The sequence below is a fragment of the Acidaminococcales bacterium genome (genome assembly GCA_031290885.1).
Classification (GTDB): domain Bacteria; phylum Bacillota; class Negativicutes; order Acidaminococcales; family JAISLQ01; genus JAISLQ01.
The window spans coordinates 1-14,074 of record JAISLQ010000075.1; the positions used below are offsets into that span (position 1 = coordinate 1).

At 61.8% G+C, this 14,074-nt stretch carries 16 protein-coding genes; 1 reads left to right on the forward strand and 15 read right to left on the reverse strand.

The features are described 5' to 3' along the window. Positions 1 to 128: 128 nt before the first annotated feature. Positions 129 to 2,414 (reverse strand): hypothetical protein, encoded by a 2,286-nt coding sequence (locus LBO03_09225; protein ID MDR3349754.1) that lies wholly within the window; start codon positions 2,412 to 2,414, stop codon positions 129 to 131. Positions 2,415 to 2,466: 52 nt separating this feature from the next. Here LBO03_09225 and LBO03_09230 point away from each other — a divergent pair, with 52 nt between their 5' ends. Next, positions 2,467 to 2,739, forward strand: coding sequence for a hypothetical protein (locus tag LBO03_09230; GenBank protein MDR3349755.1), 273 nt, complete (start codon positions 2,467 to 2,469; stop codon positions 2,737 to 2,739). 139 nt (positions 2,740 to 2,878) lie between these two features. On the opposite strand, the gene LBO03_09235 is transcribed toward LBO03_09230, so the two are convergent. The 14 genes from LBO03_09235 to LBO03_09300 form a co-directional block, all read right to left on the reverse strand. Then, positions 2,879 to 3,520, reverse strand: coding sequence for a hypothetical protein (locus LBO03_09235; protein ID MDR3349756.1), 642 nt, complete (start codon positions 3,518 to 3,520; stop codon positions 2,879 to 2,881). Next, positions 3,435 to 3,983, reverse strand: coding sequence for a hypothetical protein (locus LBO03_09240; protein MDR3349757.1), 549 nt, complete (start codon positions 3,981 to 3,983; stop codon positions 3,435 to 3,437). The genes LBO03_09235 and LBO03_09240 overlap by 86 nt, the downstream gene beginning before the upstream one ends. After that, positions 3,980 to 6,286 carry a hypothetical protein gene (locus LBO03_09245; GenBank protein MDR3349758.1) on the reverse strand — a complete coding sequence of 769 codons (2,307 nt, stop codon included), beginning with the start codon at positions 6,284 to 6,286 and terminating at the stop codon, positions 3,980 to 3,982. The genes LBO03_09240 and LBO03_09245 overlap by 4 nt, the downstream gene beginning before the upstream one ends. After that, positions 6,283 to 6,837 carry a hypothetical protein gene (locus LBO03_09250; GenBank protein ID MDR3349759.1) on the reverse strand — a complete coding sequence of 185 codons (555 nt, stop codon included), beginning with the start codon at positions 6,835 to 6,837 and terminating at the stop codon, positions 6,283 to 6,285. The genes LBO03_09245 and LBO03_09250 overlap by 4 nt, the downstream gene beginning before the upstream one ends. 97 nt (positions 6,838 to 6,934) lie before the next feature. Continuing rightward, a complete protein-coding gene (locus tag LBO03_09255) occupies positions 6,935 to 7,234 on the reverse strand; it encodes a hypothetical protein (GenBank protein MDR3349760.1) in 300 nt (99 codons plus the stop codon). Further along, positions 7,235 to 7,618 (reverse strand): hypothetical protein, encoded by a 384-nt coding sequence (locus tag LBO03_09260; GenBank protein MDR3349761.1) that lies wholly within the window; start codon positions 7,616 to 7,618, stop codon positions 7,235 to 7,237. 57 nt (positions 7,619 to 7,675) lie between these two features. Further along, positions 7,676 to 8,647, reverse strand: coding sequence for a hypothetical protein (locus LBO03_09265; GenBank protein MDR3349762.1), 972 nt, complete (start codon positions 8,645 to 8,647; stop codon positions 7,676 to 7,678). A gap of 20 nt (positions 8,648 to 8,667) precedes the next feature. Continuing rightward, positions 8,668 to 9,312 carry a hypothetical protein gene (locus tag LBO03_09270; GenBank protein MDR3349763.1) on the reverse strand — a complete coding sequence of 215 codons (645 nt, stop codon included), beginning with the start codon at positions 9,310 to 9,312 and terminating at the stop codon, positions 8,668 to 8,670. After that, positions 9,299 to 9,661, reverse strand: coding sequence for a hypothetical protein (locus LBO03_09275; GenBank protein MDR3349764.1), 363 nt, complete (start codon positions 9,659 to 9,661; stop codon positions 9,299 to 9,301). Before LBO03_09275 ends, LBO03_09270 begins: the two co-directional genes overlap by 14 nt. Further along, complete coding sequence (locus tag LBO03_09280) at positions 9,658 to 11,430, reverse strand: head-tail connector protein (protein ID MDR3349765.1); 1,773 nt, start codon at positions 11,428 to 11,430, stop codon at positions 9,658 to 9,660. Before LBO03_09280 ends, LBO03_09275 begins: the two co-directional genes overlap by 4 nt. Before the next feature lie 3 nt (positions 11,431 to 11,433). Further along, positions 11,434 to 11,697 carry a hypothetical protein gene (locus LBO03_09285; protein MDR3349766.1) on the reverse strand — a complete coding sequence of 88 codons (264 nt, stop codon included), beginning with the start codon at positions 11,695 to 11,697 and terminating at the stop codon, positions 11,434 to 11,436. A 17-nt stretch (positions 11,698 to 11,714) separates the two neighbouring features. After that, the gene (locus tag LBO03_09290; protein ID MDR3349767.1) at positions 11,715 to 13,154 is read right to left on the reverse strand and encodes a terminase; all 1,440 of its coding nucleotides are present in this window, start codon (positions 13,152 to 13,154) and stop codon (positions 11,715 to 11,717) included. Next, a complete protein-coding gene (locus LBO03_09295; protein MDR3349768.1) occupies positions 13,144 to 13,401 on the reverse strand; it encodes a terminase small subunit in 258 nt (85 codons plus the stop codon). The genes LBO03_09290 and LBO03_09295 overlap by 11 nt, the downstream gene beginning before the upstream one ends. A 205-nt stretch (positions 13,402 to 13,606) precedes the next feature. Next, positions 13,607 to 14,050 carry a hypothetical protein gene (locus LBO03_09300; protein MDR3349769.1) on the reverse strand — a complete coding sequence of 148 codons (444 nt, stop codon included), beginning with the start codon at positions 14,048 to 14,050 and terminating at the stop codon, positions 13,607 to 13,609. Positions 14,051 to 14,074: the final 24 nt, after the last annotated feature.

Here is a 14,074-nt window from a genome sequence, read left to right on the forward strand (position 1 = left end):
CCTTTTGCAGATACTGATGTTCCGGGCGGGGACGCACCCCAAGTTCCTTGAAAATACGCTCCCTTTCCCTTTCCGTCCACGCCATGTAAATTCCCCTTTCGCTTTTGCCCGTGGCAAAAACGCCGCAATCACCAATCGCCCGGATAATCCGTCCCAGGATATGTCTCCTGCGCCTCACGCGGCCTGGGCACGCCTCCGTATCCCGCGCTTGGCACAATATAATCTTCCCTTTCGCCGGCAAGGATGTCTCGCGCCGCTTTCAGGCCGGCGGCGGAAAAAGGTATGCCTTTCTCCAGAAAACCGTCCAGCGCCTCCTGGTAAAACGGGTCGTTGCCTCTCGCGCCCTCGTCCAGCAAATCCTTTATCTTTTGCAACTCCCGCGCAGCGTCGTAATCGGACACATAACTTCGCCGCCTGCCCTGCGCCAAGCTCATGTCTGCCAGTCGTCCGCTTACCAAATCCGAAATCAGCCCGCCCTGTTGCCCGAAAAGCTCCACGGCCGCCTTCCTTTGCGCCGCGCCCTCGGACATGTAATCAACAACAGCCGACCGGCTGTCCCTGTAGTCAAGCGCCTTTACCGCCCTTTCCCGGCGGGCGTCGCCCCTTGCCCCTTCGCTGTCCAGCAGGTAGGTCATGTTTTGGGTGAACCTTTCCAGCTCGTAGCCGCTTGTGATTTTTAGCTTCGCGTACTCTTGCCACGCCGCGTCCGCCAGCTTGTCCGGCTTGTCCTCCTCGTCGAGCCTTATCTTTAGCGCCTCGCCCAGGAATTTCTTCGCGTCGAACTCGCTGAGGTTTCCCAACGCAATCTCCTCCTCGACATCGCCCACCCCCAGAAGGCCTTGCAAAGAAAGTGCCTGCAAGCGATACCAGACATTCGTGTTGCTCGTGTCCGGCGTTTTGGCCGCGCTTGCCGCCAAGCCCGTAAGTTCCCTTTCCAACATCGTTTTGTCCTCGCCGGGAAGGTTGGCGGAAGAGACAAGCGACGACACCACATCCAGCACCGACACGTCGTTAAGCCCCCCGCTTTTTCTAAGCTCAAAGAAACGATTGAGCGCCTTGTTCTTGACGTCGCCCATGACAATCGCCTTTAGCCTGCTGCGCCCCTCGAAATAGGCGACTATGGAATCAACTCTTTCCTCGCGCCGCGCGGCGGAAAACGAAGAGCCGCCGCCCTTGTACCCAGCGAAAGAAACGTCCATGTGAGGGCCGGTCCAGTTGGCATCGCCCGTGTCCTCCCACTCGTCGCGGACGGCAATGCCATCCTGCGCCGCAGCCTCAACGAACCGCTTACGATTGGCCGGGTCGTCGAACCAGTCCGCCTGGCCGGGGCCAGTCGTTCCGATGTCCACCTTGTAGCCGTTCTTGTGGCTGTACTGCCCTTCGGCGTGGGACGAATCCGTGCCGGACGTGACATACACCCCCGGGGCGCCCAAGTTTTTGAGCAGCCTCGCCACCGCCCCCAGCCCCGCTTTGGCCTGCAGTTTGAGGTTGTCCACTTTTGCGGTGGGCGCAACTGCCCAACCCGCTTCGGGTTCGCCCACGGCATCCCCTTGCCCAATGTCCGCCAGCGCCGCCGCAAGGTTGCCGTTATACTTAACATAGATCCGGGCGTTTTCCGCCTGGTCATTGTTCGCTTTCTCGTAAGCATCGACCAGTCCGCCCAGATTGGCCAGCGCCCCTCGGTCGACAAAGGGGGCGGCCTCGGCCAGCGCCGCGCGCGCGCCCGACCAATCCCCGCCCCGGACGCGCCCCGTCACGTAGCCGGCAACGGCTTTCGTCATCAAATCCCGCGACAAAGCCTCCTGTTTTTCCGGCGCGAAGCGCAGCAGCCCCTCCGCCGTTACCATCCGCGTTTGCGCGACAAAAGCCCGAAAACCATCTGCCGTTCCCGTTTCCATAGCGAAATTGAGCGCGTTGGAAACGCTGTTGTCCACATTCGCCAAAGCCGCCTCGTCAAGCTGCCCGGAGCGCCAACGGTCGATTGCCTGACGGTTCTGGATAAAAGAACGCATGCGCAGGTTCTCGAACATCAGCTGCCCCGCCTTGTATTTTATGCCGGACGCGCCGTAAGTCTCCCGAAAGGCCTCCCGTTCCTTGGTCTCGTAAACCGCCAGCGCGCCCTCGGACTTGGAGCCCTTCATGGTATCGAATATCTCCCGCCGCACCTTGTCCATGCGCAAAATATACGCATTGTCGGCCTCAATTGCCCGCTGGCTTTCCCGTTCCCTTTCCATCGCAAGCCCGGCCTGGAACGCCTTCGCCCCGAGCCGCGCCATGTCCCCCCACTCCGAGGCCGCCTGCTTGTGGCCCTGCGCTTCCACGGCGAAACCTTCCGGCGCGCCTTTGGCCAATGCCATGTTGGGCGGCCGGTACTCAATGGCCGGCGCATTGGATTCCAAACTGACCTTCGGCATGTTTGCTCCCTCCTGTTTTTGGGCATGAGAAAGCCGCTTACCATCGAAGCTCATGGACGAGCAAGTGCCGAACGCGCCATGGATGGCGAAGTGTTCGGTTGATAAGCGGCTGATTAAACGATATAATATTATTGCAGACATCAGGGGGCCGCTCCCCGCCTTCCATGGCGGCGCGGCATTTGTCCATCCATGGACAGAACGGTTGGCCACGCTCATTCTCAACTTAGGGTCGAGAAAAGAGGTGGTGTTTGTGAAAGTCTATGAAGCGTTGTCACTCGCTATTGCATTGGCAACCCTCGTGGTTCTCATCATAAACGGCAAGTAACCGCCCCGGCTAAGGTCGGCGGTTACTCCGTGTAACCCTTATTCTGAGCCAGCCGTTTCCGGCGGCATATGTCGGGGAAGGGCGTTAGCGCGCCCTTCCCTTGCCTTTAGCATACCCCCGCCGCCCGCCTTTGTCAACGTCATTTCACCCTGGCCGGCATGTTGACGGCCTTGTACCCGGCAAACTCATAGCTGCCGGTCGCGGGGTTGAATGCAGTCGTCATCGCGTTTGTGTTCGCCTTGCCCGCCTTGTCGAACAGGCCGCCCGCCTTCATCGTGGCGAAGTTGAGGGCGAGGCCGCCGAGGGCGCTCCACATCCCGGCGCGCTTGGCGCTTTTCGCCTGTTTCCTGTACATGCTGGCCTGCTGGCCGAGCCCCAGCGCCTCGGCCTGCAAATTGTTCTGGTCCTGCCTCACGTTGCGGTCGGACGCGTAAAGGTTCATAAGCTCCTTGTTGCTGTCGTTGAGCCACTGTGACCAATTGGCGACCCCGGCGTCGAACCCGAGGCCGGTTGACGCGTCAAGCCCCGCGCCGCCCAAGGCCGCCGTGTTCTGCCCCGCCACGTACCGCGCCCGGCTTGCCAAATCCTGCTGGCGAAAGCTCGATGCCTTCGCCTCCTCCCCGCGCTTTACGTTGAGTTGGCCGGACTGCATACGCGCCGTGGCCGCCTCGTAGTCCGCCCGCCGCGCCTGGGCGTTATAGGCGTCCGCCTCGGCCCTCGCCCCAGCTATCGTGCTGTAGGTCTGAAACAGCGCCCCCACTATCGCCAGCCCTATCCCCATGTCTCCTCCCCCTTCCCAGAACCACGTCCGCCAAAGTAAAAGTTATCACAAAACACTCGCCCATCGCCGGGTCGGTCACCCGCTCCCCGAAGCGCGCCCCCAGCCAGCGGCACCAGCGCACCGTTTCCTTGTACCACTTTGGGATGAGCGCCCACACATAGGAGTGCCGCCCGGGGTCAAGCGTCCGCGCCAGCATCTCCCTTGTCGCCAGCATAAAATCCTTTTTCCGCTTTTGCGCCGCCTTGGTCGCCACCACGAAAACAAAGTGCTTGTCCGTGACCCCCATGAGCACCGCCGGCAGCCCATCGAAATAAACGACGTAGGCCGCTTCCGCCTCCGCCACATATTCCGCCGCCATTTTCGCCGCGTCCTGCCCGCCGAGCTCCCTCAAAGTATTGTCCGGCAAGTTTTCCACTATATACTCAAGCTCCGCGCGGGTCGGGGAGCTGGTTAGCTCAATCACGTAAACTTCACCTCGCGCCCCACGGCCGAGAGCTTGAAAGGCAGCGCCGCCCCCTGCCTTATCACAACCCGCCCGTGGTAGTTGGTATCCTGCGAAAGCGTAACCGGCATTACCCCGGTAAAAAGCTCCGCCTTCAAATCCGGCCACAGAACGTTCCTCCCCACGTCGCGCAGCGTGAAAATATCTCTGCCGGAAACGCCCGCGTCCGTAAACACCACCCCGCCGAAAGAACTCTCCAAACGGAGCAGCGCCTTGTCCACCACCCGACGGTGGCCCATGGAGCTGCCCGTGTTGGGGAGGCTCGCGTGAAGGTCAGGCAAAGCTATTTCCAGCTCGTAAGGGAGGCCGACCGCCAGCCTGTCGCAGGCGTAGGGAAGCGCCAGCGCCCCGTCGTCCGCCACCAGATAGCCCGCTTCGTCGAAAAGGTGGCTGTCCCCTATAACCTGCACCTTTTGCCCGGCGAAACGCCCAAGGCCGGCAACCGTGGAAACGCCTTCGCCCTCCACGAACTGGGCGCAGTCGACCAGGCAGTAATCCGCAAGATTGCCGCCGGCGGCCGGCGCCGTGAACCGCTCCAAATAAAGGGCCTTGCCGCCGCCCGGGGCGTCCCGTTCCACCGCCGCGTAAAGGACGTCCCGCCTTTCCGAGCGCACCGACCCGATGGCCATGAACTTGCCTTGCGTCTCGATCGTCGACCAGGCGAAAACCTTCTGTTCCCGAAGATACGTCAAGCAAAGCAGCGCCCCGTCGCCGCGCAGCGCGAAAACCTTCTGCTCCGGCTCGCGCGTCTGCTGCAGGTCAACTATCGGGAGAAACTCCCCCGCCAAATGCGGGATGAAAACCGTCAGCTCGTCCGTCGAGTAGCCGTCGCTCTCAAAAGTATACCCCGCGTCCCTTATCTTAGTGTTGCCCGCCTGCGCGTAAATCACCCGAGGGCCCACGACCAGGGGCGGGATGTCGGACGCCCCGAAACCCGACTGCGCCCTGATGTTGAGCTCCGACGGCTTGGCCACGGACGCGCCGGAAACCAGCCAAATATCGCCGGAAGTGAAAATGAGCAGATCCGAAACGTTCACCAAGGCCTTTATGTCCACAAACTCACGGGCGACAATGTTGGTGTTTATCGCGCTGTCGTCGGTGAGCTTGCCGGCCGCCTCCGTAACGTCGAAATTGGTATAGTCGGACGTCCTCGACATCCACAGCCCGTTGGGCCGCCGGTCGCTGCCGCCGAAACAGAGCCTGTCCTGAAAGAAGCACACGTTTTTCGGATAGCCGTTCCCGAAATTCCACAGCCCGCGCGCGAAAGACTTGGCCGCGCCGGCCTGCCCCAGGGGCCTCACCGCCTTGCCCTGCGCCTGCGTCGCGCTGTTTACGGCGGTTATCTTCGCCACCCCCTGCGCCACGTAGCTGTTGGATGTCAAAGTCCCGGCCGTGCCGTCCGAGGTCAGCGCAAAATCCGCGCTCGTCTTGAGGCGCAGGAAAAACGGCTCGTTCGTCGCCGCGCCCGAATCCGTGTAGTTCATCCCGCCGTTCTTCGCCTGGTCCGTCGAATAAACGCTCTTGTACTCCTTGAACTTGTACCACGCCCCGGCCGCCTGCCCTTCCTCCGTGTCCCTGCGCTCAATCGTTATCGTCCCCGTCCAGTTGCCGCGCGTCACGAAGCTCCAGCCCGCCCCGCACAGGACGTCAGAAGTCGTTCCCACGTCCACCGTCTTGGCCGGCGCCGCCTGGTAGACCTTCAAGAAATCGCCCATCCAGCCGGCGTCGAACAGCGCGGCGGAAGCGGTGATGTTGAACGTGCCGACCGCGGCGGAAACGGTAAGCGCAATGTCCGTCCTCGCCTCGTCGAAAGGCGGGACGGCCACCGGGAAATCCGAAAGCGAAAAACCGCCCGCGCCGTCGTAGAAAAGCTGCTTGACCGAAAGCCGCCCGGACGCGATGAAAAGCGTGTTGGCGCTCTGGGCGAAATCAAGGCGCGGCAGGTCCGCGTCCCCGAAAGGTGAGTCAAGCGCCGCCGCCAAAACATCGTCAAGATAAACCTCGATAAGGCCCTGCGTAAAGACCAAAAGAAAGTTCTTTCCCCCGCCCGCAGAAAACCGGTGCAGCCTGACCGCGCCGGTACCGGGCGGGAAAGCCTTGACGAACGCCGTCCCCGGCCTTTTATATACCCCGCCGTAAGGGCGGATAAAAACATTCTTCGCACGTAAAAGCGATTCCTGATACTTCTCCAAATCCACGCGGGCGGCCACGTCCTCCGCCACCTCGCCGCCCGTGAACGAACACTGCAAAACGTTGACCGTCACAATCTCGCCTCCAAAACGGCGCTGCGCCTTTCCAGCCACCCCTTGCTCTCGTTGCCGTTCTGCTTCATGCCCTCGCGCAAGGCGCTTTGCATGAGCTGAAAATTAAGCTGTTTCAAATTCGCGTCGGCGGCCAGCGACATGGACAGCTCCGCCGCCAGATAGTAGTAGAGGGCGGCAACGAAGTCCGGCGGGAAAAGCCCGGCGTCCTTCACGTCGTGCGTGTAGTCAAGATGCGCGGCGGGGATGTTGGCCGCGATCACCTTCTCGGCCTCCGACACGCTGAAAACGTCCCAGCCCCTGCCCATAGAACCTTCCTGCCGGCTTTCAAAAACTGCCGCCGGCCCCTTGCCGCCGAAGACCCGCCGGACAAAAACGCAGTCGGCGGGATACGCGTACAAAAAGCCCCACAGAGGGCTTGTGTGATTAGTCAGGGCCAAAGGCGCGATCCGGCGCGCGAAAGCCCAGGGGCATTGGCGAAGGAGCGCCTCGCGGCAAAAGTCGTACATCCGCCGGCACTGGTAGGCCTCCTCCGTGTTGTCGTCGAAGGACAAAATCCCGCGCGCCTTTATTTGGCTCAAGGCCATGTTGCAAATGCCGATAGCGTCCATTGATAGCTAAGGGGCGCTCAACGCGCCCCTTTCCCCCTTGTCATTTTTTGCCCGGCGTCGGTTTGGCCGGCGCCTTGGCCGGCTCTTTAGCCGGCTCCTTGCCTGGCGCTTTGGCCGGCTCCTTGGCCGGCTCCTTGCCTGGCTCCTTGGCCGGCTCCTTGGCCGGCTCCTTGCCTGGCTCCTTGGCCGGCTCCTTGCCTGGCTCCTTGGCCGGCGCCTTGGCCGGCTTGTCCAGCAAAACAAAATGATCCGGCGCGCCCTGCGCCAGCTCCACCGTCTCGCCCGCCTCGTAAAGCCGGCGGTTCCAATAACAATCGCGTATGCACCTATGCCTTGCCATTTAAGTCGGCGCCCCCGTCGACAGCCCGGCGAACACCGCGCCCCCCGCCGGCGTGCCGGACGCCGCGACAACCAGGCGCATCCACCGTTTCATCCCGCGCGGCAGCTTCATAACGATAAGCTTGGCCGGCGCCGTCTGCGCTATGGTCGTCGGCACCGTAACCGTCATGACGTCCACCGCCGCGGCAAAAGCCTCCGCATCCGCCGTCTGCACCTTCACGCTCGCAATCGCGCCGGCGGTGAACCCGGCCGTCAAGTTGACGAACAGCCAGGGCTGCGCGTCGTAATAGTCCCCGTTGAGTCCCAAGTCCACCGGCGTAGTGTTGGTGGACGCCGCCGAAATCGCCAAATTCTGCGCCGTAACCTGCGCGCCCTCAATAATCATCTTTCAACATCCCCCCGCCTAAAATTAGGGGCGGCAAAGAACCGCCCCGCCTTGCCTTTAAACTACCTGCGACTCCGCGTTCAAAATGCCGTCGCACACCCGGACGGGAATCCCCCAGAACTGCGTGGTGGGCTTTCCGGCGTACGTCTCCACCGACAGGTTGACGTTCGCCTTGCTTTGCGCGAGCTTATCGAGGAGCGTCTTGACCGAGCGGTTGCAATAAATCGCCGCCTTGCCGAGACTGACGTTCTCCAGCCGGTTGTAGGCCGCAATCAACAAATCCAAGAACCCCGCGTTGGCGGCCGTCACGTCGATGTTGGCCACCCGGGAGGCGTAGCGGTAGTCCTTGACCGCCAGCCCCAAGTACCACTTGTACTGCGCCTCCAGCACGTAATACTCCGCGCCCGCGTCGTCGTACGCCTTGACCCGCCCGTTGTCGCGGTACTCAAAACCCGCCTTGGTATTTTGCGGGAAAATGCCGTGGATGGTCGCCGCGTCCCACACCACGAACCACAAAGAAGTCAGGGAACTCCCCGTGCCGCCGGCGTCGAACACATAATCGGCCGCCTCGCAGTTGGCCTTGACCAGGCTGTAATAATACGCGCCCAGTCCCGTGAAGCCGGCGGGGTTTACCTTCTCGTCCCCGTAAAAAAGCGTCCTGGCCATGGTGTTGTTCATCTGGATCTGGAAAGCGCGGTTTTCCGCCAGGCGGTACTCGTCGCCGCCGTTCAAGACAACCTCGTCCTCGTCTATCTGCGCCATCGCCATCATCTGCCCGCAGGTGAAAGTCTCCTGCCGCTTGCCGGACTTGCCGGGTTTAATCCCCTTGTTGAGCATCCGCCAGGCCACCGCCGGCAGCGCCGTCCTTAGCGCCGCCTTGTGCACCGTCCCGCTGTTGCACTGCTGGAGAACCATCTCCTCCAAAATCGGGTTGGTCTGCTTCTGGAACTCGATGATGTCCCTGTGCAGCTTGTCCACATTCTGCGCGATGCCTATGTCCGTAATCGTGCCTTTCAAAAACTCCGGCATTTAAGAACCCTCCTTAAAAATCAATACTTGCTGTTCGGAAAATAATCGCGGGCCGTAACCCCCGCGCCGGACGAGCCTCCGCCGCCCATGAAATTGCCGTCCTCGCCCACCACCTCCCCGACCGCCGCCAAAGCTTTCAGCACCCGGACGTCGTAGTCGAGCGGGCTTTTGGACAGAGCCTCCCTGAGCCCCGGCACTTTCTTCTCCAAGGCCTCCATCGCCCGCCCGGCCTTGGCCTGCGCCTCCTTGAACTTCTCCCCCGGCTCTTGGGGCGTGCCGCCGTACTCCTTCACCGCCTCCTCGTAAAGGGCGCCCAAAGCCTTGCCCTCCTGCGCCAAAACATACCCGGCCAGCTTGTTGGCCACCTGGTTGTCCTTGACCCCGGCTTCGGCAAGCACCTTCTCGTACTCCTTTGCCACCGCCGGGTCGAAAGCCACCCGCGCCTCGGCGAAGGCCTGCGCCAGGTTGAAATCCACCGGCTTGTCCGCCGGCTTTTCCCCTGCGGGCGGCTGCCCGGCCGCCGGCTGCCCGGCCGCCGGCTCCGCCGGCTGCGCTGCCGCCGATATGGCCGCCGCCGCCGGAACCCCCTGCGTACCCGGCGCGCCCGGGTCGCCGACAGCGCCCTGCGCCCCCTGCCACTGAATTGCCGCGTTATCCTCTGCCACTGTCCTCATCCTCCTTCTGTGCTTGTCTTATAGCTTCTTCTGCCGCCGCCCAAAGCTCGGCCTCGGCGAGCAGCAAAAGCTGCCCGAAGCGCTCCTTCGCCGCGCGCATCCGCTGAAACAGCACCAGCGCGGCGGCGCGCTTGCCCTCGCGAAACCCCGCCTCGGCGTCCGCCCTGAAAGTCGTCCTGTCCCGGAAATTCTCCTGGGCGAAGCGGGCAACGAGCCAGCGCCCCCGCCTGTCCTCCAAGACAAAGGCGAACGCCTCCAAATCTTTTTCCCGCATTTTCGCTTCGTACCGGGCAACGCCGGCATCCGACATGGCCAGGCGGCGGTTGTCTATCTCGCTCATCCCCCGCCGCCCCCAATCGCGGACATGAGGTTGGCGAGCGCCGGGTTGCCGCCCTGCCCCAGTTCCATGACGTTCCTCGCCGCGTTGGTGTAGCTCTCCACCGCCGGGGCGGCCTTGGCCTCCCGCTCGGCGGCCGCCTGCGCCTCGGCCTGTTTGGCCAGCGCCTCAAGCTCCGCCCGGTAAGCGTCCGGGGACTTCAAGAGCTTCGTCTCCACCCCCGTCTTTTCCGCGAACGCCCGCACGAACGCCTCCGCGTCCAAGAGACGGAACGTCTCCGGCATGAACTGCGCCATGTTGGCCACCATGGAAAGCAAGAGGTTCATATTGTCAATTCCCGACATCTTCTGCGCCTGCGCCAGAGGGCTGGTGTACTCGATGGCGATTTCCGAATCCTGATACGCCCCGTCAAGCTCAAAGGGCGGGAAAGCCCCGTGCCGCTCCAAAATGGCGTAGGCCCTTTCAATGACCGCGCCCAAAAACTCCGTGTTCAGCCGCTCCGCCACCGGCCCCAGCTGCTGCAGCCGCTCCTGGTTGCGCAGGCTCAGTTCGTACGCCGTCCGCTGCCCGGAGCGCAACGCCTCCTGATCCAGCATCGTGAAAAGATTCACATTGTAGGCCCGATTTATTTTGTCCCTGACCCCCTCGCCGATCTCGAAAAGCTCCCTGAACACCGGCGCCAAGGAAAACAGCGTCTCCGCCTTCATGCCCGGCGCGGACTGCGTCGACACCCTGCCCGGCTCAAAGTCCACCTCCATGCCCGCCGGCACCTGCAGGGGGGGCTTCACGAAAAGCTCCGCGTTCTTGAACGCGTCGTCGATTATCTTGTAGAGCATGCGGGCGTCCGAATCCGCGTACCAGCCCGGCCCCAAGCCGTAAGCCTGCTGGCCTATCACCTGGTAGCGCGCGATCGCCACCGGGAAATCCCGAAAGCCCGACACCCGGACGAACTCATTGCCGGACTTGTCCAGCCAATAATAGGACGCCCACTCCTGAAAGCCGCTGCCCAATTTATTAAGATCGTAGTCCGCGTTCTTCTCCACCAGCCAGCACACGTCCCAGGACTGCCTGAGGCCGCCGCCGCTTTTCACGACGTTTTGCGCGTTCTCGGGCAAAGAATCCATGCCGAAGCGCTGGCAAAGCTGGTAGCCCGTCATGCGGCGGCGCACCGCGAAACAATTGGGCAGCCCCGTGTGGTCCACCTCGTAGGCGTAGCAGCCCACCGGGTAGTTCTCGAAACGCACCCCCCGGAACGCGTCCTCGAACATCCCCACCGGCGCCTGCCCGAAAGGCAAATCCATGAACGCCCCGTGCGCGGCGTTATAAAAATTGCTCCCGTTCAGCGCCTTGTTCAGGATGCCCATCCGCGCGTCCAAGTTGGCGCGCGCCGCCCAGTCGCTTTCCAAATCGGCGTCGGCGAACGCCAGGCGGAACCACTCGATGCTCTGCGGCGTCGCGTTCGACGCCATGCCGCCGGCAAAGACCAGGCAGGCGCGCCACGCCTCCCCGTCCAGCGCCTCCCGGTCGCGCTTGGTTCCCTGCCGCCCCTCGTCATGGTCGACGAACTCCCCGGCGAAAGGCAGCTGCTTGTCGCGGATGCGCAGCCACTCCGTCCGGCAGTTTTGGTAAGCCGGGTTGCCGAACAGCCAATGGAACCTCTGCGCCACCCGCTCGAAAACGCCCGGACGCGCAGGCGCCCGCTTGAAATCCGCGCCGCCGCCCCCGCCGAGCGCCGACACGCCCGTGCAACGCACATGTTCTTTTCCCGCCATCGCTCAAATACCCGTTCCCAGCGTCTGCCCCGAATTGGCGCGGCGCTCCTGCGTCTGCGTCCACCACCAGCCCCGCTTCTTCGCGTTCGACGCGAGCTTGGCGACCTCCGACTCCGGATCCGAATCCGTGGAAACGTTCTGCGCCACCGCCGGCGCGGGCGCGGGCGGCGTGTAACTTTCGCCGCCCCCCTTGCCCTTGGCCAGCCCCGCGTAAACCAGCAGCAGAAAAGCCAGCCGCGCCAACCTCAAAACCTTTTGTAACCTCATCCCGAAACATCCTCCTCTCACATACCCTTTAAAGCGCTGTAATCGGCACCCCGAGCCCTTGCCCCGCCCGGCCTCACCGGCGCGGCGAAAGTCAAGGCCAGCGCGTCCGCCCGGTTGGGCGACGCCAGGCCGCGTTTTTTCATGTCATCCTTGGACTCAAGCTGCAACTTGCCCGAATGGTTGATGAACGCCTCCGGGCCGACAAGCTCATCTCGCAACACCTGATCATCTGCCGGCAGCGCCCCTCCGTCGAGCAGCCACCGCTTCATCTCGCCCCACATCTCGGCGCGGCGGTTGGCATAACAATCGTCAAAAGGCTTGCCGGCGAAATTGACCAGCGTCCACCGGCGTCCCATCCCCTTGCCCGCCGAATACACCCCCGTCCCGAACCCCGCGTCGACGTTGACCGCCGCCGCCTTGCGCTCGTCCTCGAAACGCGCGATTATCCCGGCCATGCGGGAGTCGTCGTCGTTTTTCGCAAACCGCGCCAGAAGTTCGCAAAAAAGCCCCTGCCGGAGGAAAATTACAAATTCGTCCGCCCCCGTCCAAGACGGATCCACCCCGATGACCACCGGGGCAAATTTTATCTGTCCCTCGCGCAGTGACACCTTTTGCGCCCTGTCAACAATCTCCGTGGAAATAAACTGGTTTTCCCCGGCGCTCGGGAACACCCCCCGGACGCGCACCTTCACAAAATCGCTGTCCTCGCCGTAATCCTCGACCCATTGCTTAAGCTGCTTCTTGTTGGTCATGCCCACCTTGCGGCTGTCAATCTGGCGGGTCGTCCAGCGATGCCGCAACCGATGGAAACAATCGAAAAAGCGCCCCTGTCCGCGCGTCGGGTTGCCGAAAGCAAAGAAAAATATCTGTGTGCCCTCGTCCGTCAGCGCCCCCTCCGTAACATCCCAGATAACGTCAGGGATGGCGGAAGCCTCGTCGAACACGACCAGAATCCGCTTCCCTTTGTTATGCAGTCCGGCGAAAGCCTCCGTGTTGCGCTCCGACCACGCCACCATGTCCACCCGCCAAGTCTTGTCGTATCCCGGCTGGGAAGAAAACAGCGCCGTCGCGGTGAAAGCAAAAAGTCTGCGGCCAATGAACAGCCGGTGCCATTTCGCCAGTTCCGACCAGGTCTTTGTTTTAAGCTGCGTTTCCGTGTTGGCCGTAACTACCCCTTTAGTCTCCTCGTGCGTAGAAAGCGCCCAAAGGATAAGCCAGGAAACCAAGGCGGACTTGCCAATGCCGTGCCCGGACGCCACTGCCTCGCGCACCGCCTCAAAAGGCGTCAAAAGCTTGTCCCGGACTGAACGCAAAACATCCCTTTGCCACCCGTCCGGCCCGTCAAAGCCTGCCAGCGGCCCCTCGCCCCAAGGGAAAGCATAATGCACGAACTTTAAAGGATCGTGCGCCATCGCTCCCAAATCACGGATCAAGGCGCGCAAATCCTCATTTTGCATCTTTTATCCTCTCGCGCGCTTTCATCAGTTCATCGGCAAAGGCTTCCGCACCGGACAAATCCGGCTTGTCCGCAAAAAGGCCCAAATGTTTGCCTAAAAGTTCCGCCGCTTTTAACCTGTCCCGGATATTGGCGTCCTCATTGCGCAAAATTTCTGTTACAACCATCAAAACACCGTCTTCGCCGGCAATAAGGCCATCTGCGCCGTTATGGGCGCGTTGCGGCATCCCCGCCAAACAATCAGCCAACCTATCCCCCTCCTTCCTTTCGCTTCGTTCCCGTGCCGCGCGTACGCCGCGCAAACGGCAAGAGCGCCCGCCTTGCGGCGAACGCTCTCATGCACAGTTTATATTATAGCACAGGCCAATGTATCATTTGTATTGAACGGGACTTTGTCCAAGCAAGAAAAGTTGGCGCCGCTCCCGGGGCATCCCCTTGCAAATGCTGCGCCTGTCATGCCAAGGTCAGCGGCCATATTTCCACCGTAGCTTCCGCCGCTTTTTCAAAAGCCCGCAGCGCGCGATTGTGCAGGCTGCCGCGAACATGGATTGACGAATAACCCATAATGTCGGCGATTTCATCCCAATGTTTGCGATTGACATAACGCAGCTCCAGCAACTGGCGGTCGCCCTCGTCGGCAAGCGCCCGCAGCTTATCCAACGTCAACTTTTCCATCTTGCTCAGCCGCAGTTTGTCCAAAACCAATAAATCCTCGACAGAACAGATGCTTGCCACCATTTCGCTCACCCTGTCGCCGGGCGAGTTTCCCCGCCCCTCATAACTTATGCGGTTCGGCCGGTAAACCGCGCGCGCCCGCAATTCCCTTATCTTCTCTTCCTTGGCTTTTATCAACTTATGTATTCGGTCAAGCTGACGCAAATAATCCTTGGCTTTCAACCTGTTTCCCTCCCTTTTGCTTTG

Bases quoted from the DNA above. Each gene is read 5' to 3' on its own strand.
- LBO03_09285 (MDR3349766.1), bottom strand. From the start codon at position 11,697: ATGAGGTTACAAAAGGTTTTGAGGTTGGCGCGGCTGGCTTTTCTGCTG.
- LBO03_09260 (MDR3349761.1), bottom strand. From the start codon at position 7,618: ATGATTATTGAGGGCGCGCAGGTTACGGCGCAGAATTTGGCGATTTCG.
- LBO03_09280 (MDR3349765.1), bottom strand. From the start codon at position 11,430: ATGGCGGGAAAAGAACATGTGCGTTGCACGGGCGTGTCGGCGCTCGGC.
- LBO03_09255 (MDR3349760.1), bottom strand. From the start codon at position 7,234: ATGGCAAGGCATAGGTGCATACGCGATTGTTATTGGAACCGCCGGCTT.
- LBO03_09230 (MDR3349755.1), top strand. From the start codon at position 2,467: ATGGACGAGCAAGTGCCGAACGCGCCATGGATGGCGAAGTGTTCGGTT.
- LBO03_09290 (MDR3349767.1), bottom strand. From the start codon at position 13,154: ATGCAAAATGAGGATTTGCGCGCCTTGATCCGTGATTTGGGAGCGATG.
- LBO03_09275 (MDR3349764.1), bottom strand. From the start codon at position 9,661: ATGAGCGAGATAGACAACCGCCGCCTGGCCATGTCGGATGCCGGCGTT.
- LBO03_09225 (MDR3349754.1), bottom strand. From the start codon at position 2,414: ATGCCGAAGGTCAGTTTGGAATCCAATGCGCCGGCCATTGAGTACCGG.
- LBO03_09235 (MDR3349756.1), bottom strand. From the start codon at position 3,520: ATGGGGATAGGGCTGGCGATAGTGGGGGCGCTGTTTCAGACCTACAGC.
- LBO03_09265 (MDR3349762.1), bottom strand. From the start codon at position 8,647: ATGCCGGAGTTTTTGAAAGGCACGATTACGGACATAGGCATCGCGCAG.